This is a genomic window from Moraxella catarrhalis (assembly GCF_001632285.1).
Taxonomy (GTDB): domain Bacteria; phylum Pseudomonadota; class Gammaproteobacteria; order Pseudomonadales; family Moraxellaceae; genus Moraxella; species Moraxella catarrhalis.
In genome coordinates, this window is record NZ_LWAH01000012.1 from 48372 (window position 1) to 73242 (window position 24871).

Consider the following 24871-nt stretch of genomic DNA (forward strand, 5'->3'; position numbering starts at 1 on the left):
AATCAAGACTTAAGTCCCATGGCATAAGTTGCCACCAAAGGCTTAATGCCTGGCACTTTATCAAAACAAATCAAGCCCACATTACGCACAAATCTCATCACAGGATTGGGGTGGCAAAAGCTACCAACGACAGTATCACAGAATTTGATAACGCGTTTTTGGTCTTTTTGGCGAGCATTTTCATAACGGATCAAGCGATCATATTGTCCCAAATCCACCTGACTGCCTTCTTTGGCAACCGCTTTTGCCAGCATATTTGCCAGTGTATACGCATCTCTTAGACACAAATTAAACCCTTGACCTGCCACAGGGTGTAGCGTATGGGCAGCATTGCCCATAATGACAAAACGACCTGACACCTGACGATGTGCTAGCACTTTGGTCAGTGGATATGCTCCACGCCTACCTGTCGCCACAAATCGCCCTGCTGCCGTACCAAAAACTGTTTGGAGTGTCTGAAGGTAATACTCATCATCGCTTAAATACCGTCCTTCTTCACCTTTTGGACAAATAAACACCACCGAGCGGCGATAACCTGCCGTCTGCCCTGTGCCACCATCGCCCATACCATCTGTCAAAGGCAGCACCGCCAAAGGCCCAGCCTCACTAAAGCGTTCAATTGCCGTATGTTTATGTGCTTTGTCAGTTTGTACCACACCAACGATACCAACCTGCTCATAGTCATGAATATCAACACCGATATTCAATCGTTGACGCACCGCCGAATGCTGTCCATCACAAGCCACCACAAGTGGCGCTGTTAAGGTTTTGATTTGACCTGTATCAAATTTTACTGTAATGCTTGCATGAGCTTCATCTTGAGCGATATCAATCACACTTGCACCATCATATAAGTTGATCAAGGGACTATCCTTGACTGTCAATAACAACTGCCTGCCTAAATGTGCATTTTCCATCACTTGCCCAAAGCTTTCCACACCTTCTTCATCTTTATTTAAGGTGGCATGCCCAAAGCTGCCAAGCTCACTGATGTTAACTTGGTCAATATGGCATGCATGACTCTGAAGATACGCCCAAAGCCCAATTTCTTGATAAATTTGCACAGTACGGCGTGACAGTGCTGTATTACGGCTGTCTAAATACTGCGTGCGTGCGTTATCTTCATCAGGCTCAATGGTCGGATAACGATGATGCTCAACAAGTGTGCTTTTAATGCCATGATGTGCCAACAATAAAGCAAATGATAAGCCGACATGACCACCGCCAACAATCAATACCATCTTTTGAGTCTGTGCCATATCATTTTTCCTGCTTGTCTTGGAGATTAAAAGTGAATATTTTAGCATTTTTATAGAATAATTTGGCAAAATTGGCTGATTATTTAATCAGGATAACTCTTAGGTAGCTTATCTTAGATCATTTAAGTTCTTAGGTCATTTAAGTCATCAAAAACCCAAAAATAAGCCATTGATAAATGACATAACATGTATTATAAAAATTATCTAAAGTCAAAGCTCAAGCCTTATTCGCCTTATCTGTGCTACAATAGACAAAAACTTCAGCCAAAATCAGACTATGACTGCCCTTCATTTCCATCTGCCAACCTTGAGTGAAAAATTCACTATTGCCATGATCGGATTTTTTGCATTTTTGCAAGTGTATTCAGTTCAGGCGATTTTACCTGTACTGATGATAGATCTTAAGGCAACTGAAGTTCAAGCAGGAATGGCGGTAGGTGCGACCGTGCTTGCCATTGCACTGATATCGCCATTTATGGGTATGCTGTCTGATGCTGTTGGTAGAAAGCCATTCATCGTAAGCTCATTACTTATGCTTGCTCTGCCAACAGCACTGATTGGCATGGCAAGTAGTATCCATGAAGTGATTTTTTGGCGGTTTTTGCAAGGGGTAAGCGTGCCTGGCATTACGGTAGTTTTGATTGCTTATATCAGTGAAGAATACAGCTCAAGACTGACAACTATGATGTCACTTTATGTATCAGGGACGGTACTTGGTGGTTTTAGTGGGCGGTTTTTTGCAGGGCATTTGGAGCATTTTATTGGTTGGCGTTATGGCTATATAGTGATGGCAATATGCACATTAATCGGTGCGATTTGGGCATATAAATCCCTACATCGTTCACAAAATTTTATCATTTCTGAGAATTTTCGTACTGCATTTGCCACATTATTCTCACACACCAAAAATCTTCATGTCATCTGTAGTGGATTTTTGGGAGCGTGCGTTTTGTTTAGTTTGGTGGGCTGTTTTACATTCATCAATCTTCATTTATCAGAAAGCCCGTATCTACTCACGCCTGCCGATCTTGCCAATATTTTTGCCATTTATTTGATTGGTATGGTCATCACACCATTATCCACACGCGTGGTGATACGCTTTGGCATGACCTCAACGATACTGTTGGCTATCCTTGTTTCTATCACAGGCCTATTAATGACATTGTTTATGCCTTTGGGTATAGTTATTATGGGACTAACTTTAATGTCCTCTGGTGTGTTCATCACTCAGTCTGCAACCATCAGCTATTTGACCAGCCATGTCAGCGAGGGTCGGTCTTTGGCGTCAGGGCTGTATTATATGGGTTATTATGGCGGTGGCTTCATTGGTGCTTGGGCGTGTGCCTTAGCTTATGCCCAAGGCAAATGGCTTTGGACAGTTGGGCTAATCTTGGTGGTTCAGCTGATTGCTTTGGGCGTTGTGACCTTATTCATGCGTAAGCACGCTTAGCCAATTTTTAAATCAACCTTACATGCAGCTTAGTTTTTAATCATGAAGTCATTATGATATGTGATACCAAGCCATTCATTCCAAAAATGCAAGACAACTTTTTTAATCGCTGCTATTTTATTTTTTCTTAGCAGCAAGCATCGCTTGAATATTTGCCAGATAGTTTTCAGCGACTTTTTTAGGATCTTCTTTTTTGGTAACAGCACCAGATAGATACTCTGCTGGCAACTCATCAAGAAATCTTGAGGGTGTCACCGCCTTAAAATCCGCTCCAGATCGTCGCTGTTTACATAGCAATAAAGTCAGCTCACTTTTGGCTCTGGTGATACCAACATACATTAAGCGACGCTCTTCTTCGATATTAGCACTCATGATTGAATTGACATGCGGTAACAGTTTTTCTTCACAGCCAATGATGTAGACATAATCAAATTCAAGACCTTTGGCGGCATGTAGCGTCATCAGATTAACTTTGTTGGTATTTTCTTCTTCTTGTTGCTGTTCAAGCATATCCAACAAAACCATCTTACGAATCACAGCATCAATGGTCTTATCATGCTCATCATCAGCTCGATTAATCAGTGCAGCGATACTTAAGTATAAGGCTTCAATGTTATCTAAGCGCCCCTTTTCTTGTTGGGGATTTTTGGAGCTTTCTTTGACATAATCAATATAGCCTGTCTCAGTGATCATCTGACGCACCAAGGGCATAGGATCGCTATTATCATGTAGCTGATGCGTATAATAATTAATAAATTCCCCAAAAGATTCAATGATCGCACCTGCCTTAGCACCCAATGCGTCCTTAACACCTGCACGAGTACACGCACCAAGCAGCGATGTGCCGCAGTGCTGTGCAAACAGTCCAAGTTTTTCAAGTGTCACCGAACCGATACCACGCTTAGGTGTATTAATCACTCGCAAAAATGCCGCATCATCATCAGGATTAATAATAATACGAAGATAACCCATCAAGTCCTTGATTTCGGTACGCGCAAAAAATGAAGTACCACCAGATAATTTATACGGAATCTCAAGCTGTCTTAGCTGAGCTTCCAATGCCCTAGCCTGAAAGTTGCTGCGATACAGCACCGCATATTTATCCCAAGTCTGGTTATTGCGTAGTCGATGCGTCAAAATTTCTTTGGCGACTCGTTCAGCTTCATCAAAATCATTATTACAAGTGATAACACGGATTTTTTCACCATCACCTTTATCAGACCAAAGCGATTTTTCAAACATATGCTCATTATTGGCGATGACCGCATTGGCAGCACCCAAGATGTGATTGGTTGAGCGATAGTTTTGTTCCAATTTTACCACCTCAAGATTGGGGAAATCTTGCTTTAAAAGTGCCATATTTTCAGGTTTAGCACCTCGCCATGTATAAATTGACTGGTCATCATCGCCCACGACTGTAAATCGTCCAAGACGCCCAACCAATAGTTTAATTAACTCATACTGTGCGGTGTTGGTATCTTGATATTCATCCACCAGCAGATAGCGGATACGATTTTGCCATTTATCTTTGACCTCATGACTTTCCCTTAAGATACGCACAGGCATGGCAATCAAATCATCAAAATCCACCGCATTATACGCTCGCAAATTACGCTCGTATAATTCATACAAATGCACAAAACCAAGATCTTCAGGGTCATCGAGCGTTTCAGCGGCATCTTTGGGTGCAATGAGGTCATTTTTCCAATCAGAGATTTTCTTGATGGCTTCATGCACCAGTTCACGGCGTTCAGCACCGCTTAAATTATCACGCACCATCAGTTCTGCAAGCAGACGCTGGCAGTCATCTGCATCCAAAATTGAAAAATTGGGTTTTAATGATGTGTGTTTTAATTCATAGCGTAAAAATTGCAGACCAAACTGGTGAAATGTTGAAACAGTCAATCCACGAGATTTTTCATGAGATAAAATCTTTTGAACGCGTGATTTCATCTCACGCGCCGCTTTATTTGTAAAAGTCACTGCCGTGATACGATCGGCAGGAATGCGGCAATTTTCGATCAAATGGGCAATCTTTTGGGTGATAACCGATGTCTTTCCTGAGCCAGCACCAGCCAGTACAAGTAGCGGACCTTGGATGTGATTTAACGCTTCTAATTGGCGAGGATTTAGCTTACTCATGGTTGCCTTATATTTGACAATTAAGCGATTGGCGACAATCAGCACTTAATTGCTGTGAGTTAATGATAAAAATAAATCCGTATTATAAAAGATTTTTGGCAGTTTCCCAAATAAATTCGGCCAATTTATGCACAAGTAAATTTGATTTGGTGAATTCTTCCAAAAACCACAAACACAATTTGCCCAAGTAAATTTTTTATGCTACAGTGGTGAACACCAAGCTTACCAAAATCTTCATCTTAAGGTGCATCTTGTAGGGATTATCATACCCATTTTTAGTCAATCTTATTTATTTGAAAGTCATCATTTATGTCGCTGATTCGCCGCCGCAAATTAACCAAACGCCAAACTCGCCAAATTGAACAAAATCAAACCGTCCAAGCCGATGATACGACATTTGCCGAAGGTGTGATCGTGTCGCACTTTGGTAAGCAGCTTGATGTTCAGATAACAAATCTGCCCACAGTGATACCAAGCTTGCCTGACACAGATACTAATAAGCACACAGATGCTAATAAGCCTTTGGTGCAGATTGGCACGATTTGGCGTTGTCATGCCCGCACCAACTTACCCATGCTTGCTACAGGTGATCGTATCAAATTGAGCCTTGATACGACCGCAGGATTGGGACGCATTGAGCATTTACTTGATCGGCATAGACTCATCACTCGCCCTGATCGCTACCATAAGGTCAAGCCAGTGGCTGCCAATGTAGATATGCTTGTCATCGTATTTGCACCACTACCCAAGCCTGCCGTTAATCTTATCGATCGATATTTATTAATCGCCAAGCTTAATCATATCACACCATTATTGGTATTAAATAAAGCCGATTTATTAAATGAGCAAAATTCAAATGACCAAGATGCCATCATGCAAATGATCGATGAGTATCGAGCATTGGGCGATCAATATGGCTTTAGCGTAATCCAGACCTCAACGCACACCAAATCAGGTTTGCAGACACTTTTTAGGCACATTAATGGTAAGCTGTCCATCTTTGCTGGGCAATCAGGTGTGGGCAAATCAAGCCTAATTAATGAGCTTTTACCCAATGCCAATCAATCCACCAACATCATCTCCCAAAACTCACAGCTTGGTCAGCACACCACAACGACCAGCCGACTTATGCCTTATGATGCCCATCATGTAGACAAAGGTGGCATCATAGATACGCCAGGAATTCGTGAATATGGGATTTGGCATCTGTCGGCAGATGATATTTTGCTTGGTTTTGAAGAATTGCATGCGCTGGCTGGCAGTTGCCAATTTCGTGATTGTCATCATACGCCCAATGCCAAAGGATGTGCCTTATGGGCAGCGGCAATGCAAGGCGAGGTATTACCAAGGCGTATCGAAAGCCTGACATCCTTGATTGATGAAGCCAAGGCGGGTCAAAGTGCGGTTAAGCCTTCTGCCAAATAATACCAATCTGCTCATGATTCATCATGAATATGAAAAACGGTGCAATTAGATACATTTGGCGTTATAATACGAGTTTTATGATTAGACATTGGAGTATACTTTGGAACGTTGGTTTGAATTTATCGGTAATCATCCAGTCTTAGTTGGATTGCTGATTGTATTAATCATTGCATTTTTTGCCATCGAAGGCAAACGCAGTGGTCGTAAAGTTCCGCCAAGCGAATTGGGCTTATTGGTCAATAATCAAAATGCTCGCATTATTGACATTCGCCCAGCTAACAAGTTTGCCAATGGTCATATCACTGGTAGCCAAAACATACCGTTTAACGACCTTAAAAATCACCTAGCTGAATTACAAGCCATTGAAGTGCCTGTGATTTTGGTTTGTGATATTGGCATGCAAGCAGGTGCTGCTGTACAGCTGATCAATCGACCCAATTTTATGCGTCTTGAAGGCGGTATTCAAGGCTATCAATCAGCGGGCTTGCCTTTGGTTGGTACTAATAAAAAGTAGTTTAAATCATTTTAGCTAAAAATCATGGCTTAGTCTTATCAATAAGCCTTGAAATATTCATGAAAAGCCTTATATAAGATGTGGACCTAATTTAATGGAAATGGCAATGCAAAAAGTAACCATCTATACCACACCGACTTGCCCTTATTGCTTGGCTGCCAAGCAGCTTTTGAATAATAAATCTGTTGCTTATGATGAGATTAGCATGTATGATATCAATGCTGAGGATCGTGAAGCACTCTCAGCCAAAACCAATGGCTATCGTACTGTCCCACAAATCTTTATTGGTGATAATTTCATTGGCGGTTTTGATCAGCTTAATAAATTAAATGCCGATGGCAAACTTGATGAGCTTTTGGCGCAATCATTTAGCCATTTTTAATATACAAATTAATATACAAATAACACACATTTAAGGAATTATCATGTCTGAAGAACTTCAGCCACAGCTCGGTTTAGAGCGTATCTACACAAAAGACATTTCATTTGAAGTGCCAAATACCGAAGTATTTACCAAACAATGGCAACCTGAAACTGATGTCAGCATCAGCACAAGCGATAACGATTTAGATGAAGACTACAAAGAAGTGGTACTCACTGTCAGCGTAACTGCCAAGCTTGGTGAGTCAGTTGCGTTCATCGCTGAAGTTCAGCAAGCAGGTATTTTTTTGATGCGTAATATCCCTGAAGCAGATATGCCACATTTGCTACAAGCGTATTGCCCAAATATTTTATTCCCTTATGCTCGAGAAGCCATCAGCGATATCGTGACGCGTGGTAGCTTCCCGCAGTTACTACTTGCACCTGTGAATTTTGAACAAGCTTTCTTACAAAGTCAGCTAGAAACCCAAAATGACGAAGGCAATGCCTAAGTGACAGATTGATACTTTAAAGCTCGATCATAATCGGGCTTTATTCTTATCATTTTATCAACGATAGGTAAAGGTCTTGACAAAAATTGCATAAAATTCAATCATGATAGCCTTAAAAACCATCAAATAAGCAGTCCCTATGAAAAGCGTACAAGTCAAAATCCTTAATCCTAAAATTGGCTCTCATCCAGACTTTCCCCTGCCAACTCGTGCTACCGCAGGCTCAGCAGGGATTGACTTGCGAGCCTGTATTGATGAGCCAATGATTATTGCCGCAGGAGAAACCAAGCTTATTGGCACTGGATTATCCATTTATATCAGCGACCCTAATTTTGCTGGGCTAATTCTCCCTAGGTCTGGACTTGGCCATAAGCACGGCATTGTACTTGGTAATTTGGTTGGCTTGATTGATTCTGACTATCAAGGTGAGCTGATGGTCTCGATATGGAATCGCAGCGATACCAACTTTGAGCTTAAGCCCGCCGAAAGAATGGCACAATATGTCATTGTTCCCATAATGCGTCCTGACTTTGAAATTGTTGATACTTTTAGTGATATCAGCACTCGTGGATCAGGTGGTTTTGGGTCTTCTGGTCGCCATTAATTAATCATTACTTTCCTTTATCAACTTAGTTACTAGGAATCTGTTATATCTTTGACACTAGCAGATGCCAAAATCATAGCTGAAGTCATCACCACTACCCTACCTTATATCTAAAAATATAAAGATAAGCTGATTGTGATTAAATATGGTGGCAATGCCATCGGTAGACAGGTAAAGATGCTAATTTAATTTTGGCAAAAAAACTGTATATGCAAAAGCTTAATGACGATGGTAGCACCCAAGAGGTGGATTTGGGTTTTGTGGGGGAGGTTGAGAGTCGGTGAATAAAGAAGTGGTTGATATACTGATTGCCAGTAATTTTATCCCAGTGATTGCATCGCTTGGGGTGGATGTCAATAGCGATACCTATAATATCAATGCAGATTTGGTTGCCAGCCGTGTCGCCAAATTTCTTGGGGCTGAACGCTTACTTTTACTGACCAATATTAAAGGCGTGCTGGATAAACAAGGTCGTGTACTCACCCATTTATCAGCCAAAGATATTGATCACTTAATTGCTGATGGAACCATTTCAGGTGGTATGATTCCCAAGATTGAAGGTGCACTTGAAGCCATCAGATCGGGATTGCACAGCGTTACTATCGTTGATGGTCGTGTGCCACACGCATGTTTGCTTGATATATTTACCGAAGAAGGTGTTGGCACGCAGATTTTATGCAACAAATCGTCAAATCCTATGCAATAATATCCCGTCATTTGCCATGATGGGATATTATTTAAGGTTTAATTCAGCCAATCACCGCCATGATTTGCCAATGTAACCAATACCAAATTACCCCAAATAGCATCGCCATGCCCATCATTGCACCAGTCAATATTAAATTGGTATACTGACGATAAGACAAAGCATAACGATAAACCACACCAAGAGTAAATCCAACAAGTGTGCCGCCAATATGCCCTGCATGATCAATTTCCTTGACAGCAAAACCCATCAGTAAATTAATCGCCATCACAAAACCCAAAGTTTTGGTATTTAGCTTAAGTGCAATGGGTGCCTGTAGCAATGCCAATGAAAATAAAAATGCACCCAATCCCATGATACCGCCAGACGCTCCAGCACTGATAGCTAAAGGTGTACCCAAAAACACAGCCTGCCATGCCAAATAATTTCCAAGCAAGTTGCCGCCTACCACAGCCAAAATAAATAACAAACCAACATGAACGGAGCTGATGATAATCTCGGTAACTTGTCCAAAATAATACATCGCAAAGCTGTTGAATAACAGATGTAATATACCAATATGTAAAAATCCACTGCTAAGCAGTCGCCAAGGCTCGCCAACCATCGACAGCGGCATAAAGTTAGCACCAAATCGTAGTAAGTCGTGCGTGCTTGGGGCATCTATATCAACACCCATCAATAACTGTACGATCGCCAAGCCAATAAAGCTGAGTATCAATAACAAAGATAAAGGTGCAGTTTGCCAAAATGTTGAAAAATTCATCTGTTATACATGTAAGTCATGACCACAGCGGTCACAAAATTTAGCATTAGTTGCATGCCCAAATTTACCACAATTTGGGCAAGAAATTGGCTGAAGTTGCGGCCGCATAGTCCGAGTTAGCTCAGCAGTAAAAATCCCTGTCGGTACGGCGATGATGGCATAACCTGTAATCATCACCATACTTGCGATCGCCTGCCCTAGTGGTGTTTTTGGGGAAATATCGCCATAACCTACCGTTGTCAATGTCACAACCGCCCAGTAGATTGATAAAGGAATACTTGTAAAGCCATTTTCAGGGCCTTCAACAACATACAAAACTGAGCCAAAAATGGTTACAAGCAGAAGTAGCGATAGAAAAAATACCGTAATTTTATGCTGGCTGGTTTTAAAAGCAGCCGCCAAAAATCCAGCTTGCTGCATATAAGATTTGAGTCGAAAGACACGAAAGATTCTAAGAATTCTAAGAATTCGAACAACCAGCAAATAATGCGTACCTGCAAAAAATAAGCTCAAATATGTTGGCAATAGTGCCAATAAATCAACTGCCCCATAAAAACTGGTCACATATCGACGAAGATTTGGTGCAGAATAAAGACGCAATGCATATTCTATGGTAAATAAAATCGTAAAAAACCATTCAGCAACGAAAAATAAACGCCCATATTGCAAGCGTAAAAATAATACGCTATCGAGCATAACCACCAAAACACTGGTAATAATTGCCACTAAGATTAGCACATCAAATAACTTACCGGCAGGCGTGTCCGTCCCTTCGATAATGATATAGATCTTATTTTTTATTAAGCTGTGATTGATTGAACTTTTTAATAAATTTTTTTCTGGCATACACAAAGCCATGATACAAAGATTTGTCTATTATAGCTGAATTTTAAATCAATAGGTAGCTTAGCTTTGTAAATAAAAATAACCACCCAAAATTGGGCGGTTATAAATCACCATACATCAGCGTGCAACTGATGGCGGTTGATGCTAAAACTTTTCAATAAATTCAGCATACGCCTTGATAAAGTTCTTTAAAGTTGCTTGACCGTGCTCAGATACCAGCTCACCTTGTTCATTGAACGCCCCAGTAAAGATACCGCCGAAGTATGCACCAAAGGGCAGTGTTGGCATATTGAGCGCTGGATTTGTCGCAATGGTACGCAGCTGATCAGTGACCCGTGAGCTACCATTGGCATTGACACTGATTAAACCCAATGGCTTATTAGTCCAAACGCTTTGACCAATTGGGCGTGATGCAATATCAATGGCATTTTTAATCATAGCCGAACAACCACCATTATGCTCTGGGCTAATCCATAGTACTGCATCGGCTGCTTTGATTTCTTCACGAAATCGGTTGTAAGCGGGTACATCTTGCTCGTCTAAATCACGATCATACAGTGGCAAATCTGCGATTTCAACGACTTTAAATTGTAGTGATGATGGTGCAACAGATTCAAGATAGTTAAACGCCAACCGATTAACAGAAGTTTGGCTTGCACTACCGATTAATACTGCAACTTGCTTTGCCATAATTTGATTTCCTTAAATGTTTACGCTCATAAGATGAGATAAAATGGGCTAATTGTCATCATCATGACATTGTTATTCAAAGCATATTATGCCGATAAAATCTCTCCAAAACAAGGTGATTTATCACACATGATTTTCTATTTCAGATCGTACGACAACTTCACTCTAAATTTGTGATCTCAATTATTATTGAGACACGGGAACATCCAAATAGTAAATTTCAACAGGTCTATCATAGATATAATATGGGTTTTCTTTACTATCAGGATTATTGTAGGCATTTAGTCGAATAATTTGACGCAAATTAGGCTGATGCTCATACCCATGAATTTGACCATAAAAGGTACGCCATGCACCAGAGCCAGTCTTAATGCCTTGTTCATTATAAGTGACATTACGCACTTTTAAACATCGTTGCTCTTGACCAATTTCATCAATACAGTTAATTTTATTTGGTTCAATTTCCCAAAATAGCAATACTGACTCCCCAAAACGAACTTCAGGTTTCATATCACCTTGCCAAGTGAGTACCTGAGCACCTTTTTGGAGTAATAAGGTGGCTGTGTATTCGTCAGGACCAGTTTTAATTTGTAGGTTTGAGCCGTTTAAATCCTGTGCAAATTTCGATTCAACTTGAGCTAAATCAGGTGAGTTACTGTCAGAATGATGACAAGCCATTAAAGTTGATGTTCTGTGATGAATTGATAAAACACCTTCAGATAATTGATAATGTTGAGAGTGATGGTTACAGCCCACATTAAAGTAAAGTTCACGATTTGAAAAACTTAAGCTCCCTGCACGATTTTTAATAATATTTTCGTAGCTGTGAATTGGTGCTCCTTGCACTTCGGCAGATATCAATGTCCAGTTATAAGCTTTAAGTAGCTCATCAGTTGCTGTTTGATAGGTTGAATTTTCGAAGGCGTTTAATTTAGCAGTCTGCTTGGGAGTTCTAATTGGGGGTTGCTGTGTTGCCTCAGCTGCCGCCTCATTCACCACATCCCCAATCTGATAGCAAGCAGAAAAAGAAAAGACTGCTATGGCTGAAGTTAAAACAAGCAATGAAGTTGTTAAAAGTTTGGGGTTTGGCACTTTCATCATAATCATATTGGGTTTGGCGTATGGGCGACCTTGGATTACTGAAATTAAAATTTAGAATCAATGACACAGCAAATTAGAATATATCAGTCTCACTAAGTTTAAGTTATTTAAGTTTAATATAATATAAAACGACATAAATTTTTGATGCAACTTTTATGTATGTTATCACTGTATTTTATCACCCATAGAAAGATCAATTCTATTATTTTTGTAATGATATCTGGTGAAAGTTGTACTTTTTATGTAAATAAGGTGTACAACAATCAACTTTTGTGGTAATAGATTTTGATAAAAAATTTTAGCCCATCAATAAAAATAATTGAACATTTTTTATGAATTTATACACCAAAAGATAGCCAACCAATTTGGTCATCTAAAGATGATGATACAAAAACCCCTAAAGATAATACTTTAGGGGTTTTTAGATAACTATCATTAATAAAAATTATTCGCTATCATCTTCATCGGCAGTTGGTGCATCTTCCGACAAAATGGTCACTAAAATATCGGTGCTAATATCATGGTGCAGCTGGATCGTAACTTTATATTCACCAATTTGACGGAAAGCGCCTTCTGGCATTTTAACCTCAGAACGGTCAACTTCTAAGCCAGATTTAGTTAATGCATCAGCGATATCACGAGCACCGATAGAGCCAAATAGTTTACCTTCATCACCAGACTTGGCACGCATGATGACATTCACATCAGCTAAGGCTTCGGCACGTGCATTAGCAGCTAATAACTCTTCGGCTTCCAAAGCTTCAAGTTCAGCACGGCGAGCTTCAAACTTAGCCAAATTGGCTTCAGTTGCAGGCAGTGCTTTGCCTTGTGGGATGAGATAGTTACGACCGTAACCTGCTTTTACATCAACAGTCTCGCCAAGCTTACCAAGATTAACGACACGCTGTAATAGAATAACTTGCATGATTTATCTCCGTTAATTACTTGTGGTTGTCGGTATATGGCAATAGAGCCAAATAACGAGCTTGTTTAATGGCAACTGCAAGCTGGCGTTGATACTTAGTAGAAGTACCCGTGATACGGCTTGGAGTGATTTTACCATTTTCGCTGATGTATTGTTTTAAAAGTTCAACATCTTTATAATCAATGTGGGTAATGCCCTCTGCGGTGAAACGGCAGAATTTACGACGACGATAGAAACGAGCCATGAGTAATCTCCTTAATTATTCGCTTGCGGTGTTATCACTCTCAGCTTCCTGAGTGCGAACATCGTTACGGCGGTTGGCTTTACGAGTGCGTTTGTCTTCGGCTTCTTTTGCCAAAGGAGATTGTTCGGTAATGGCTTCATCACGGCGAATGATAAGACTGCGAATGATGGCATCGTTGTATTTGAACAGCTCTTCTAACTGTGCCAATGTCTCATCGTTACACTCAATGTTTAGCAAAACATAGTGTGCTTTGTGGATTTTATTGATTGGATAAGCCAATTGACGGCGACCCCAATCTTCTAGGCGATGGTTATTACCGCCATTATCTTCTACGATAGAACGGTACTTAGTTACCATGTCGGCAACCTGGTTGCTTTGGTCTGGATGTACCAGTAGCACCACTTCATAATGTCTCATAAGGACTCCCTACGGATTAAAACAGCCACCACCTTGTGATGATGGCAAGGAGATGTAAACTTAGATATTAGATAAAAGTCACAAGGCGTATATTATACACCAAATTTTAAAACATTCAAGATAAAAATGCCTAGGTGTGATTTATCTTTTAATCATCATTGCTTATTTGCTTTAACAAAATTGGTATGACGGCTTAGTTTAAACCCAATCAAATCAATATTTTTCATCAGTTGGTCAAATGCTTAGTTTTTGTCCTCAGATTGTGGCAATTGTTGTTTTTGCTTTTGAACTTGTCTTACCCAAGCCTGCTTTTCAGCATTAGCCACAAGCACACCTCGAACCATCTGCCAAGCTGCACCCACCACAAGCAACGCAGCAAGTATCGCAAAAATCGGTACTGCTGCCCCAAGTGCAGCACTAAAATCTTTCATCAAAATGGCATAAAATACGCCAATCATCGCAGGGGCAATCTCACCGCTATTCCCTGCCGCTTGACCAGGTGTAAACATAACAGCTGCAAGCACTGCTAAACTAATCCCCTTAAAAGGTTGGGGTATCAGACGCATGACAACAAGCCACAACAGTAACACCAATCCACAGCAGACGACATAAACGATGAACGGCAACTGACTTGCAGGCACACCCTCCGTCAATCGCCCCCAAAAGCCAAAAAAGCCTGCCAGTGCTTCACCGATTTTCTCAAGCGGTAAATTTTTTAACCAATTCATTGATTTTTGACCAAAAATAAAATTGGGTTATTTTAACACTTTTTTAATCATTCAAGCATAAAAATGTTATTAAAATTAGTTATATTTAAAATTTGATAAAAAATTAAATGATTAAAATTAATCAAATTGTTTATCCTGAGCATCTTGGGCTTTGATAGCCGCTTGAGCTGCCAGCATCTCCGATGGCGGTGCTTGCACATAATAGCCTTGTTCGTTAAGTTTGGCTTTAACTTGATGAATGTCCGCCTGAGCTAATTTTTGCCTTGATGACAAATCTAAATGCATAATAAACTGCCCAAAACCAAGTTTGGTACGCATTGCTGCAGGCAAAACACCCAGCCAATCCTTAAGGTTTTCTGTGTCATTTGGATAGTCAGGTCGGGCGATGTATACATACCAACCTTCATTTTTTGGAAATTTATAAACATCACAATGCATTCAAAACTCCTTAATAAAATGTTAATAAAATTGTTTAAATAATCTTTCTTAAAAATATTGATAATTGGCATTTATTTTGAGCGATTTTGGTTTATTTTACCAATTATTTTTAAAAAGCTTAAAATTTCACTTGTAAATTGTAGCATTATTTTTCATAATAAGAAGGTCTGATTTTCAGGAGAGTGTATTTTGATGGTCTCAAAATACCACCGAAGGCGTAAACGGCATTGCTCTTAGCACTGCATTCCCCATAATCGCTCAGGTAAATGGACTGAAAATTCTCGGTAGGGAAACTTACCAACACAATCTGGAGAATGGTAAATTACCTACCGAAGGGAAGAAAATGATGATAAAATCAAACCTAGCATCATCATTGAAAATCTCAGGTCAAAGGACAGATGGGGTGCTAATTTTGGTATTATTTTTTAATGTTATTTTTTAAGATAAGTTTTCTAAGATAAGCTTTATGATGATGTCTTAAAAATAACACCCTAATTTTGCACTCATCACTCTAAGGAATGAACCATGACCGCTCCACAACGCACCCCTTTATTTGATGCTCACACCGAACACAATGGCAAACTTGTTGATTTTGGCGGTTGGGAGTTGCCTGTCAATTATGGCTCACAAATTGATGAACACCATGCCGTGCGGACAGATGCAGGCATGTTTGATGTCTCGCACATGCTGGTTACCGACATCAGCGGTGATAATGCCAAAGCCTTTTTACAAAAGCTACTTGCTAACGATGTTGCCAAATTAGGCTTTGTCGGTAAGGCTTTATATTCTGCCATGCTAAACGATGATGGCGGCGTCATCGATGACCTTATCGTCTATCGCATGAACGAAGATGAGAGTGCTTATCGCATCATCTCAAACGGCGCAACCCGTGAAAAAGACTCTGCACACTTTGCCAAAGTTGGTGGGGCATTTGGTGTCACTTTGACCCCACGCCATGATGTTGCCATGCTTGCCATACAAGGGCCAAGTGCCATCACCAAACTCCTTGCCGTCAAGCCTGAATGGACAGACAAAGTCAATGCCCTAAAACCCTTTGTTGGTGTGGATTTGGGTGATGATTGGTTTGCCGCTTATACAGGCTACACAGGTGAAGATGGCGTTGAGGTGGTCATGCCAGCAGATGAAGCGACTGGGTTTTTCGATGAACTCATCAAAGCAGGTGTCGCCCCATGTGGACTTGGTGCCAGAGACACCTTGCGTATGGAAGCTGGCATGAATCTATACGGTAACGACATGACAGATGATGTCAGCCCCCTAGAAGCAGGCATGGCGTGGACGGTTGATTTAAAAAATGAAAACCGTGATTTTATTGGTAAATCCGCCCTTATCGCCCTAAAAAATGACGGCGTCAAAATGCGTCAAGTTGGGTTATTGCTTGCCAAAGGCGGTGTACTTCGTGCTGGCATGGAAGTGATTACCGAAGATGGGTTTGGCATCACCACCAGCGGGGTATTCTCCCCAACTCTAAACCAATCTATCGCCATCGCTCGTGCGCCTGCCAGCTTTACAGGTGAGCATGCCAAAGTTATCATGCGTGGCAAAGAGATGGATGTGCGTGTACTCAAATTACCATTTGTCAGACATGGCAAAAAGCAATTTGATTGATTGTACACCAAAAAACTGACCAAAAGCATCAAAGGTGCTTTTGGGTCTTTATGTTCGTTTTATTATGTTTAAAAATTGATTTAGGAATTGAAATCATATGAAATACCTATGTGCAGGTTTGGTTATTTTATTATTGGTAGGCTGTGATGCCAAAGACAGATGTTTAGATGATGGCGGTCGTTATGATGAAGCAAGCAAACAATGCGTCTATGAATAGCTTGACAATCCTTGTACGCCGCTTTTAAGCACACCCTTTTAACCCATTAACCCCCATTTAATTCACCAAACTCACAGGAGAGACCCATGAGTAATATCCCCGCTGATTTAAAATATGTTGCCAGCCACGAATGGCTAAAACTTGAAGATGACGGTATCATCACCGTTGGTATCACAGACCACGCCCAAGATTTGCTGGGTGATGTGGTATTTGTTGAGTTGCCAGAAGTCGGTCGCACCGTCTCTGCTGATGAAGAGATTGCCGTGGTGGAGTCAGTCAAAGCGGCCAGCGATGTCTATGCACCAATCGCTGGCGAAATCGTTGAGATTAACGATGAGCTGGTAGACAGTCCAGAGCTTGCCAACGAAGACCCTTATGGCAAAGCATGGTTCTTTAAAATCAAGCCTGCCAATGTGGCCGATTATGATGACCTACTTAGTGCCGAAGAGTACCAGAGTGCTTTGTAAGCTGTTTAAATCATTAAACTGTTCAAATCATCAAGCAAGGGTAAAAATTTGCCCTTGTTTAAATTGTTTAAATTGATTAGCCATTGGCAAATTTGATTTTACCTCATGCCCCATTGACATATTTGCATCATGCCTTATTGGCAATTAAATGGGCAAATAATTGATAAAATATCAATCATCCATCAATGGTTAATCAATTTAAACACCCATTGACTAACTTTTAAAGCCCAGCACAAGGAAAACTTTATGTCATTTAATGATTTTTCAGAATTATTCTATGAAAATGCTTTTGTTCATCGTCATCTTGGTAAAGATGCCAATGAACAACAAGCCTTATTACAAACCGTTGGTTTTGATGATTTGGACAGTTTTGTTGATGCTGTCGTTCCCAAAGCCGTTCGTCTGAATAAAGATTTGGATTTACCAGAGGCCATGAGTGAGCATAACGCCTTGGCAAAACTGCGTGCCATGGCAGATAATATTACCGTTGCCAAAAGCTATATCGGTCAAGGTTACTCACCCACTCGCCTGCCTGCGGTCATCCAACGAAATGTGCTAGAAAACCCCGGTTGGTATACCGCCTATACGCCCTATCAAGCTGAGATTGCCCAAGGTCGGCTTGAAGCTTTACTTAATTTCCAACAAGTTTGTATTGACCTAACTGGCATGGATTTGGCAGGGGCAAGCCTGCTGGATGAAGCAACCGCCGCCGCTGAGGCGATGGCGATGGCTAGGCGTGTGAGTAAATCAAAATCCAACGCCTTTTTTGTGGATGAGCGTACCTACCCACAGACCCTTGATGTCATTCATACTCGTGCCAAATATTTTGGCTTTGAAATTGTGATAGGTGATTTTGATGTTGCCAAAAATGGTGAGTTTTTTGGGGCATTTTTCCAGTATGTCGGTAAAGATGGCGATGTGGTGGATTTGACCGATGTCATCACCGCTGTTAAAGACAACGGAGCTTATGCCATCGTTGCCAGCGATATCATGAGCCTTGTGCTTTTAAAATCCCCTGCTGATATGGGAGCTGATATTGCTTTGGGAAGCACACAGCGTTTTGGCATTCCGATGGGTTTTGGTGGGCCACATGCTGCCTATTTTGCCTTTAAAGACAAAGACAAACGCTCGGCACCTGGTCGCATCATTGGCGTATCAAAAGACGCCCAAGGTAATACCGCCCTACGCATGGCACTACAAACCCGTGAACAACATATCCGCCGTGAAAAGGCCAATTCAAACATTTGCACAAGTCAAGTGCTCCTTGCCAATCTGGCAGGCATGTACGCCGTCTATCACGGGGCGGCAGGGCTAAAACGCATTGCCACACGCATTCACGCCCTAGCGGTCGCCTTTGCCAAAGCGGTCAAATCATCAGAGCTGGCAGTGCGTCATGATGTGTTTTTTGATACCGTACTGGTTGAATGTGGAGGGCAGGCACAAGCGATTTTTAAGACCGCCAAAGACAAAGGCTACAACTTATGGCAGCATGACAATGGCGGTATTTCTGTATCATTTCATGAACTTACCGATGAAGCAGAGTTTGATGAACTGTGTCAAATCTTTGGAGTCAAAGGCAGCCTTGATGCCCTCCAGATCCAATTGGGCGATTTATTAAGACAAGATGACATTTTAACCCATCCTGTGTTTAACAGTCATCACACCGAACACCAAATGCTACGCTACCTAAAATCCTTAGAGGATAAGGATTTGGCGATGAACCGTTCAATGATTTCATTGGGTTCTTGCACCATGAAATTAAACGCCACCAGTGAGATGTTGCCCATCACCTGGGATGAATTTTCACATGTGCACCCATTTGCACCCAGCGAAGACACCAAAGGCTACATTCAGATGATTGAGAGCCTACAAGCCCAGCTAAAAGCCATTACAGGCTTTGATGAAATCAGCATGCAGCCCAATTCAGGGGCATCTGGTGAATATGCAGGCTTGCTCGCCATTCGTCGCTATCATGAAAGTATGGGTCAAGATGAGCGTAATGTCTGCCTAATCCCCCGCTCCGCACACGGCACCAATCCAGCAACTGCTCAGATGATGGGCATGAAAGTTGTGGTCGTTGCAACCGATGATAATGGTAATGTGGACATTGATGACCTAAAAGCCAAATGTGATGAACATGGCGATAAACTGGGTGCTTTGATGATTACTTATCCATCAACGCATGGGGTTTTTGAAGAGGGCATTCGTGATATTTGTGATATGATTCACGCTCACGGTGGACAGGTGTATATGGACGGTGCTAACATGAATGCACAAGTTGGTATCATGCAGCCAGCTGATGTCGGGGCAGATGTACTACACATGAATTTACACAAAACTTTTTGCATCCCACATGGTGGTGGTGGGCCTGGTATGGGGCCAATTGGTCTAAAATCACACTTAGCACCTTTTATCTCAAACCATCGTGTTGTGCCTGTGTTTAATGCCCAGTCTGACTGTTCGGCAGTTTCAGCCGCTCCTTATGGTTCAGCAAATATCCTGCCAATTTCATGGATGTATATCACCATGATGGGTCGTGATGGTCTTTTATCAGCCACCAAACAAGCACTGCTTAACGCCAATTATATCGCAACTAAGCTAAGCGAAGATTATCCTGTTTTATATACTGGTAAAAATGGGCGTGTGGCTCATGAATGTATCATTGACATTCGCCCATTAAAAGCACAAACAGGCATCTCTGAAACTGACATTGCCAAGCGTTTGATGGATTATGGCTTTCATGCACCAACCATGTCATTTCCTGTGGCAGGCACGCTCATGATTGAACCAACAGAATCTGAAAGCAAAGCAGAGATTGACCGCCTCATCAGTGCCTTAAAGCAAATCAAACAAGAGGCCTTAAAGGTGCAAACAGGCGAAGATGGTTGGACACCAGATGACAATCCACTTGTCAATGCCCCACACACCGCCTTTGTTATAACAGGCGAATGGACGCATCCGTATAGCCGTGAAGAAGCTGCCTTCCCATTGCCTTATATCAAGGCACATAAGTTCTGGCCTTCGGTGGGTCGGGTGGATGATGTTTATGGCGATAAAAATCTGATTTGTGCTTGCCCGAGCATTGAAAATTACGAATGATACTTTAATGCCCAAATAGTACTTTAAGTACCAAAAAATCCGCTCAGCAAAGTTTCAACAAAGTTGGGCGGATTTTATTTATCCAATCTTTTTTTATCTTCTTATCAATCAAGCTGATGATGAATATTCGCTTAATTTAAAACTTAGTAATAAATATGATTTTATCAAGATAGAATCATACAATTTTCTTTACATTCTGGTAATTTTTCGTTATTTTATACCTAATTGTTGCAAACACCGCCTGCCCAAAATTTTTCTGGGTGGCTCAAACTCCATTTGTTGGATAATTGATTATGTTATGGTTCTTTTTTTGTGTAACCATTTTATTGGTTGGCTACTTTATTTATGGCAAAGTCATCGAAAAAATTTTCGTCATCAATCCTAATAAAAACACACCAGCCTATACGATGGCAGATGGTGTGGATTATGTACCTATGTCTAAGGGTAAGATTTGGCTCATTCAGCTTTTAAATATCGCTGGCACAGGCCCAATTTTTGGACCAATTTTGGGGGCATTGTATGGACCTGTCGCCATGCTCTGGATTGTCATTGGTTGTATATTTGCTGGGGCGGTACATGATTATATGTGCGGTATGCTATCGGTGCGTAATAGTGGCGCAAGTATGCCCTACTTAACTGGCAAATATTTAGGTATCATTCCTAAGCATTTTATCAACCTGCTTGCTGTTGTATTGCTTGTTTTGGTTGGTGTGGTATTTGTTGCAAGCCCAGCACAACTGCTTAGCTCTATCACAATAGATATATTTGGTACTGCCGCTACAGGTACAATTTCTGTGGATAATGCTGAAAGTATGGCTGCCGTTACTGGCACATCAAGCAATACCGTCTTTGGTATGACCAAAGAAACCATTATCGTTGTTTGGACAGCCATTATTTTTATTTATTATATTATCGCCACCTTATTACCCATTGATAAAATCATCGGACGCGTCTATCCTATTTTTGGTGGGCTTTTATTATTCATGTCGCTTGGCATGACTTATGGCTTGGTTATGAATGAGCTTGGTAGTACTCAAAGCTATTTTTATAGCAGTATGGGCGGTTTGTCATTTGATGCTTTTTTTCAAAACTTACAACCTAAGGGTGATTTACCCATTTGGCCGCTGCTATTTTTGACCATCACCTGTGGTGCATTATCAGGATTTCATGCCACACAAACGCCATTGATGGCTCGCTGTGCGATGAATGAATCTGAAGGTCGATTTATTTTTTATGGTGCGATGATTGCTGAAGGTATTATCGCATTGATTTGGTGTACGGTTGGTTTATCTTTTTATCCTGATTTGGTCAGTTTACAAGAAGCCATTAGTGTCGGTTCGCCATCAAAAGTTGTTTACGACAGCTCAATTGCTTATCTTGGTGCTATCGGTGGCGTGTTCGCTGTGCTTGGTGTGGTGATTTTACCCATCACCTCAGGCGACACTTCTTTTCGTGCTGCTCGCTTAATCATTGCTGAATTTTTAAATGTTGAGCAACGCACACTCTTAAAACGACTTGGGATTGCCATACCGCTATTTGTGATTGGTTTTATTATCTCAAAAGTTGATTTCCAAATTTTATGGCGTTATTTTAGTTGGGCAAATCAGTCTGTTGCTGTGGTCATGTTGTGGACAGCGGCAGGTTATTTATACCGCTATCGCAAACTGCACTGGGTTTGTACCATTCCTGCCATCTTTATGAGTGCTGCATGTTATACTTTCTTGGCTTATAATAAGATCGGTTTTGGGCTAGATTACCAGCTATCGGTATATATCGGTTTTGGCTTAACCATCTTAACAACAGCCGCATTTTTCTTATTTGTTAAGCGTGAGCGTGTGGCTGGTGACCCAGATGCTTTGGTGTTTGAACCCAAAGTTTAGGCTGGCAGTCAGTCTTAATGGATTTATATTAAAAAACCTTTGGTTGCCCAAAGGTTTTTTAGCGAAAGCTGATTTTTAAATGATCAAATATATCAATTTTCATCCATCATAAAACCACCCAAAATTACTATTTTGGGTGGTTTTATGATTTACTCATTTAATCAACGCTTTGGCTTATTAAAAGACATACTCTAAGCTGACCTTAAAGTTACGACCAGGCGCTAAGAAACGATTAATTCCCTCATCATTTTTCTTATCAATCATGTTACTGGTACCAAATGGTCGAATTGAGCGTGCCGAATCCCAAGTCATATATTTTTTATTGGTAAGATTATACGCACCCAGTTGCAGCGTCAGGTTTTTGGTAGGTTTATAATAACCTGTTAAATCAACCGTCGTATAACCGCCACTTCTCCATCTAAGCGTACTATCTTTTGCTTGCTCCTCTTTCCAAAATAGATTGTAGGTATCTTCAGCCTTTTTGGCACTGACACGGGTAATGTACAAATTTCCACCAAATTTTTCATTCTTAGCATCATAACCAATACCAAAAACCGAGGTGTCAGGCTGAATGGCATTCATCGGAATATTACCATCAGCACGACCTTTTTGGCGTGTCATCTTATAGCTGAGCTGTGTTCCATTTATGGCAGGTACCAGCTCACCCAATTTTAGCACAGAATTAATCTCAATACCCTCTGCTTTGGCATTTTGCCGATTCATGCTTTGATAAACTGACCATTTTCTAGAACTTTTTCTTTCAATATCCTCCAAACCACGAAAAACAAAATCAATAAAATCGGTATAAAAGCCTTTAGAATACTTGACCTGTAAATTGATATTTTTGGTCACATCAAACGCAGGCGAGAGACTGTATGAATGCTGCGAATGGGTTTTGGGTTGTCCAATATAAGCAATATTTTTTGCAGGGTTTTGGGCAAGTTTGGTCTCATAAGCCTCTTTTTTGGCATGATAATCCGCCAAATCGGTTCTAAATTTTGGGTCATTTCTACCACTGTATTTTGAGCTCTACCATTTTGGTTCTTCGCCAACATCATTGCTTGGTAGTGGAATAAATAGACCTTTGACCAAATCATCTGGAATTTTGGCAGTTTGTCCAGGTATATAATTTTGCTGATATTTGATACGGTTATAGCGATATCCCAATCCCAAACGAACCCGATCACCAATTAAGACAGAGTCATTTAAGTAAACCGAGCCATCTTTGGTTTTTACAGGAATTAAAAATGAAAAAGTAGTGTGTCTTGGGCACAACAGACCATTAAATGTTGATGAATTATCACAGGTACGAAGTTTTTCACTAAAATCCCAGCCTAAGGTTTTATCACTCCACCAAGTCGATGACCAAGCATTATATCCAGATTTATTGACCATGGATTTTTCGGTTGTTTCATAGCTTGCACCATAAGTCATGTGATGAGATACACTACCTTTATCCAGCCACTTTTTAAAGTCAAGATTCATCTGCTTGGTATTGGTATTTAAATCACGATCAGAATATAAATTTTCTAAATACCCTTGGCTTGACGGAAATGGCATCAGTATCTTATGAGAATATTGAGAAGTCGTTGCGTAAGTTTTATTGGTATTAGGATCAGTTTTTCTGCGATCCAAGTTGACTTTAGTGGTGCGAACAAACCTGCCATAGTTTGCTTCATAAGCATCAACTGGACTATCACAGTCAAAGACATCACAATCAAACCAATGCTGATCAACACGCCTGCTGTCAAAATCTGAATACACTTTACCATTCGCATGAAGCACAGCTTTACCGTTTTCACCTGCAGCAACCGTAAAAGGATTGCCATTTTTATCCACAACTTTACCATCTTTAAGCTGTAATCCTAATGGGTTGCTCAGTGCTTGACAATGCTCACCATCACAATAATCATCTGTGCGTGCTTTTGTGTTAATATCTTGTTTGGTTAGTTTTATAGAAGCTTCATCTTATAAAAAATTCATAAAAAAGATTGTAATTGATGATGGTTATGCTATGCTATGACCATCTGATTTGTCCAGCCAACTATTAACACGGTGTTAACACGCTGGTTTTATCATCATCAAATCAGGTAACAAAAGGAAAATTGTAAGCAGGGATTAGCTTCACACATGACATCATATCGTATTGATGATACGCCTACCCTGCTCCTTTGACAAGGAGTGATCTATGTCACAACATGAACATCATCATACCAGTGGATATTGGGCAGCCAATGTCCGAATCATTACTATTTGTTTAATTATTTGGGCACTTGTTTCCCATGGCTTTGCCATTTGGCTTAGACCAATGCTGTCAGGCATCCAATTCGGTGGTGCTGACTTGGGTTTTTGGTTCGGTCAGCAAGGTTCAATTTTGTGTTTTATTCTTTTAATCTTTTTTTATTCATGGCGAATGAACAAGCTTGAAGAACGCTTTGGGGTCAAGGAGGACTAACCC

At 40.8% G+C, this 24871-nt stretch carries 24 protein-coding genes, 1 pseudogene and 2 riboswitches; of the genes and pseudogenes, 12 read left to right on the plus strand and 13 right to left on the minus strand.

The window, feature by feature from the left end; all coding sequences use genetic code 11:
• Positions 1–2 precede the first annotated feature (2 nt).
• Positions 3–1259, minus strand: coding sequence for an FAD-dependent monooxygenase (locus A4U55_RS02290; protein ID WP_063453966.1), 1257 nt, complete (start codon positions 1257–1259; stop codon positions 3–5).
• 277 nt (positions 1260–1536) lie between these two features.
• Between A4U55_RS02290 and A4U55_RS02295 the strand changes: the two genes are divergently transcribed.
• Positions 1537–2709, plus strand: coding sequence for an MFS transporter (locus A4U55_RS02295; protein ID WP_003660250.1), 1173 nt, complete (start codon positions 1537–1539; stop codon positions 2707–2709).
• A gap of 117 nt (positions 2710–2826) precedes the next feature.
• On the opposite strand, the gene A4U55_RS02300 is transcribed toward A4U55_RS02295, so the two are convergent.
• The gene (locus A4U55_RS02300; protein ID WP_063453995.1) at positions 2827–4851 is read right to left on the minus strand and encodes a UvrD-helicase domain-containing protein; all 2025 of its coding nucleotides are present in this window, start codon (positions 4849–4851) and stop codon (positions 2827–2829) included.
• Positions 4852–5160: 309 nt separating this feature from the next.
• On the opposite strand from A4U55_RS02300, the gene rsgA reads away from it, so the two are divergent.
• From rsgA to argB, 6 genes and pseudogenes are all read left to right on the plus strand, one after another.
• Positions 5161–6276, plus strand: coding sequence for a ribosome small subunit-dependent GTPase A (gene rsgA / locus A4U55_RS02305; protein ID WP_003664588.1), 1116 nt, complete (start codon positions 5161–5163; stop codon positions 6274–6276).
• Positions 6277–6376: 100 nt separating this feature from the next.
• A complete protein-coding gene (locus tag A4U55_RS02310; RefSeq protein ID WP_003657479.1) occupies positions 6377–6790 on the plus strand; it encodes a rhodanese-like domain-containing protein in 414 nt (137 codons plus the stop codon).
• 106 nt (positions 6791–6896) lie between these two features.
• Positions 6897–7172, plus strand: coding sequence for a glutaredoxin 3 (gene grxC, locus A4U55_RS02315; protein ID WP_003660255.1), 276 nt, complete (start codon positions 6897–6899; stop codon positions 7170–7172).
• Positions 7173–7215: 43 nt separating this feature from the next.
• On the plus strand, positions 7216–7662 hold the full coding sequence (gene secB / locus A4U55_RS02320) for a protein-export chaperone SecB (RefSeq protein WP_003657482.1): 447 nt from the start codon (positions 7216–7218) through the stop codon (positions 7660–7662).
• A 139-nt stretch (positions 7663–7801) separates the two neighbouring features.
• On the plus strand, positions 7802–8266 hold the full coding sequence (gene dut / locus A4U55_RS02325) for a dUTP diphosphatase (RefSeq protein WP_042510394.1): 465 nt from the start codon (positions 7802–7804) through the stop codon (positions 8264–8266).
• A gap of 132 nt (positions 8267–8398) precedes the next feature.
• Positions 8399–8972, plus strand: a pseudogene (gene argB / locus A4U55_RS02330) (acetylglutamate kinase); the annotation flags it as partial.
• Positions 8973–9015: 43 nt separating this feature from the next.
• Here argB and A4U55_RS02335 read toward each other — a convergent pair.
• From A4U55_RS02335 to A4U55_RS02375, 9 genes are all read right to left on the minus strand, one after another.
• Positions 9016–9735: a rhomboid family intramembrane serine protease gene (locus tag A4U55_RS02335; RefSeq protein ID WP_003660258.1), complete on the minus strand. Its 720-nt coding sequence runs from the start codon at positions 9733–9735 to the stop codon at positions 9016–9018.
• Positions 9736–9738: 3 nt separating this feature from the next.
• Positions 9739–10581: an ion transporter gene (locus tag A4U55_RS02340; protein WP_003657487.1), complete on the minus strand. Its 843-nt coding sequence runs from the start codon at positions 10579–10581 to the stop codon at positions 9739–9741.
• A gap of 144 nt (positions 10582–10725) precedes the next feature.
• Positions 10726–11271, minus strand: a complete 546-nt coding sequence (locus A4U55_RS02345) for an NADPH-dependent FMN reductase (RefSeq protein ID WP_003657488.1) — start codon at positions 11269–11271, stop codon at positions 10726–10728.
• Positions 11272–11457: 186 nt separating this feature from the next.
• A complete protein-coding gene (locus A4U55_RS02350) occupies positions 11458–12369 on the minus strand; it encodes an META domain-containing protein (RefSeq protein ID WP_063453967.1) in 912 nt (303 codons plus the stop codon).
• Positions 12370–12817: 448 nt separating this feature from the next.
• Entirely contained in the window at positions 12818–13297 is a 480-nt protein-coding gene (gene rplI, locus A4U55_RS02355) for a 50S ribosomal protein L9 (RefSeq protein WP_003665413.1), read from the minus strand.
• A 16-nt stretch (positions 13298–13313) separates the two neighbouring features.
• A complete protein-coding gene (gene rpsR, locus A4U55_RS02360; RefSeq protein ID WP_003657491.1) occupies positions 13314–13541 on the minus strand; it encodes a 30S ribosomal protein S18 in 228 nt (75 codons plus the stop codon).
• A gap of 15 nt (positions 13542–13556) precedes the next feature.
• Entirely contained in the window at positions 13557–13958 is a 402-nt protein-coding gene (rpsF, locus tag A4U55_RS02365; RefSeq protein WP_003657492.1) for a 30S ribosomal protein S6, read from the minus strand.
• A gap of 242 nt (positions 13959–14200) precedes the next feature.
• Complete coding sequence (locus tag A4U55_RS02370) at positions 14201–14686, minus strand: hypothetical protein (protein ID WP_003657493.1); 486 nt, start codon at positions 14684–14686, stop codon at positions 14201–14203.
• Between the two features lie 117 nt (positions 14687–14803).
• Positions 14804–15124 carry a YcgL domain-containing protein gene (locus tag A4U55_RS02375; RefSeq protein ID WP_003660261.1) on the minus strand — a complete coding sequence of 107 codons (321 nt, stop codon included), beginning with the start codon at positions 15122–15124 and terminating at the stop codon, positions 14804–14806.
• Positions 15125–15289: 165 nt separating this feature from the next.
• A riboswitch (glycine riboswitch) is annotated at positions 15290–15408 on the plus strand.
• 13 nt (positions 15409–15421) lie between these two features.
• A riboswitch (glycine riboswitch) is annotated at positions 15422–15532 on the plus strand.
• Positions 15533–15649: 117 nt separating this feature from the next.
• Here A4U55_RS02375 and gcvT point away from each other — a divergent pair.
• The 4 genes from gcvT (at position 15650) to A4U55_RS02395 (ending at position 22413) form a co-directional block, all read left to right on the plus strand.
• Complete coding sequence (gcvT, locus tag A4U55_RS02380; protein ID WP_063453968.1) at positions 15650–16750, plus strand: glycine cleavage system aminomethyltransferase GcvT; 1101 nt, start codon at positions 15650–15652, stop codon at positions 16748–16750.
• A gap of 303 nt (positions 16751–17053) precedes the next feature.
• Positions 17054–17434, plus strand: a complete 381-nt coding sequence (gcvH, locus tag A4U55_RS02385; protein WP_003664572.1) for a glycine cleavage system protein GcvH — start codon at positions 17054–17056, stop codon at positions 17432–17434.
• A 246-nt stretch (positions 17435–17680) separates the two neighbouring features.
• Positions 17681–20533, plus strand: coding sequence for an aminomethyl-transferring glycine dehydrogenase (gcvP, locus tag A4U55_RS02390; protein ID WP_063453969.1), 2853 nt, complete (start codon positions 17681–17683; stop codon positions 20531–20533).
• A 293-nt stretch (positions 20534–20826) separates the two neighbouring features.
• Complete coding sequence (locus tag A4U55_RS02395; protein ID WP_013108072.1) at positions 20827–22413, plus strand: carbon starvation CstA family protein; 1587 nt, start codon at positions 20827–20829, stop codon at positions 22411–22413.
• Between the two features lie 177 nt (positions 22414–22590).
• Here A4U55_RS02395 and A4U55_RS09160 read toward each other — a convergent pair whose 3' ends face one another.
• A complete protein-coding gene (locus A4U55_RS09160; RefSeq protein WP_227513414.1) occupies positions 22591–23397 on the minus strand; it encodes a TonB-dependent receptor domain-containing protein in 807 nt (268 codons plus the stop codon).
• 45 nt (positions 23398–23442) lie between these two features.
• The gene (locus A4U55_RS09165) at positions 23443–24252 is read right to left on the minus strand and encodes a hypothetical protein (protein WP_227513415.1); all 810 of its coding nucleotides are present in this window, start codon (positions 24250–24252) and stop codon (positions 23443–23445) included.
• 349 nt (positions 24253–24601) lie between these two features.
• Here A4U55_RS09165 and A4U55_RS02405 point away from each other — a divergent pair, with 349 nt between their 5' ends.
• Entirely contained in the window at positions 24602–24868 is a 267-nt protein-coding gene (locus A4U55_RS02405; protein ID WP_003657503.1) for a DUF4212 domain-containing protein, read from the plus strand.
• Positions 24869–24871 lie beyond the last annotated feature (3 nt).

Coding starts and splice junctions, on each gene's coding strand:
- A4U55_RS02395 (WP_013108072.1), top strand. CDS start 20,827: ATGTTATGGTTCTTTTTTTGTGTAACCATTTTATTGGTTGGCTACTTT.
- A4U55_RS02350 (WP_063453967.1), bottom strand. CDS start 12,369: ATGAAAGTGCCAAACCCCAAACTTTTAACAACTTCATTGCTTGTTTTA.
- secB (WP_003657482.1), top strand. CDS start 7,216: ATGTCTGAAGAACTTCAGCCACAGCTCGGTTTAGAGCGTATCTACACA.
- A4U55_RS02405 (WP_003657503.1), top strand. CDS start 24,602: ATGTCACAACATGAACATCATCATACCAGTGGATATTGGGCAGCCAAT.
- rpsR (WP_003657491.1), bottom strand. CDS start 13,541: ATGGCTCGTTTCTATCGTCGTCGTAAATTCTGCCGTTTCACCGCAGAG.
- gcvH (WP_003664572.1), top strand. CDS start 17,054: ATGAGTAATATCCCCGCTGATTTAAAATATGTTGCCAGCCACGAATGG.
- gcvP (WP_063453969.1), top strand. CDS start 17,681: ATGTCATTTAATGATTTTTCAGAATTATTCTATGAAAATGCTTTTGTT.
- rsgA (WP_003664588.1), top strand. CDS start 5,161: ATGTCGCTGATTCGCCGCCGCAAATTAACCAAACGCCAAACTCGCCAA.
- dut (WP_042510394.1), top strand. CDS start 7,802: ATGAAAAGCGTACAAGTCAAAATCCTTAATCCTAAAATTGGCTCTCAT.
- gcvT (WP_063453968.1), top strand. CDS start 15,650: ATGACCGCTCCACAACGCACCCCTTTATTTGATGCTCACACCGAACAC.
- A4U55_RS02290 (WP_063453966.1), bottom strand. CDS start 1,259: ATGGCACAGACTCAAAAGATGGTATTGATTGTTGGCGGTGGTCATGTC.
- rplI (WP_003665413.1), bottom strand. CDS start 13,297: ATGCAAGTTATTCTATTACAGCGTGTCGTTAATCTTGGTAAGCTTGGC.
- rpsF (WP_003657492.1), bottom strand. CDS start 13,958: ATGAGACATTATGAAGTGGTGCTACTGGTACATCCAGACCAAAGCAAC.
- grxC (WP_003660255.1), top strand. CDS start 6,897: ATGCAAAAAGTAACCATCTATACCACACCGACTTGCCCTTATTGCTTG.
- A4U55_RS02340 (WP_003657487.1), bottom strand. CDS start 10,581: ATGCCAGAAAAAAATTTATTAAAAAGTTCAATCAATCACAGCTTAATA.
- A4U55_RS02300 (WP_063453995.1), bottom strand. CDS start 4,851: ATGAGTAAGCTAAATCCTCGCCAATTAGAAGCGTTAAATCACATCCAA.
- A4U55_RS02375 (WP_003660261.1), bottom strand. CDS start 15,124: ATGCATTGTGATGTTTATAAATTTCCAAAAAATGAAGGTTGGTATGTA.
- A4U55_RS02335 (WP_003660258.1), bottom strand. CDS start 9,735: ATGAATTTTTCAACATTTTGGCAAACTGCACCTTTATCTTTGTTATTG.
- A4U55_RS02345 (WP_003657488.1), bottom strand. CDS start 11,271: ATGGCAAAGCAAGTTGCAGTATTAATCGGTAGTGCAAGCCAAACTTCT.
- A4U55_RS02370 (WP_003657493.1), bottom strand. CDS start 14,686: ATGAATTGGTTAAAAAATTTACCGCTTGAGAAAATCGGTGAAGCACTG.
- A4U55_RS02295 (WP_003660250.1), top strand. CDS start 1,537: ATGACTGCCCTTCATTTCCATCTGCCAACCTTGAGTGAAAAATTCACT.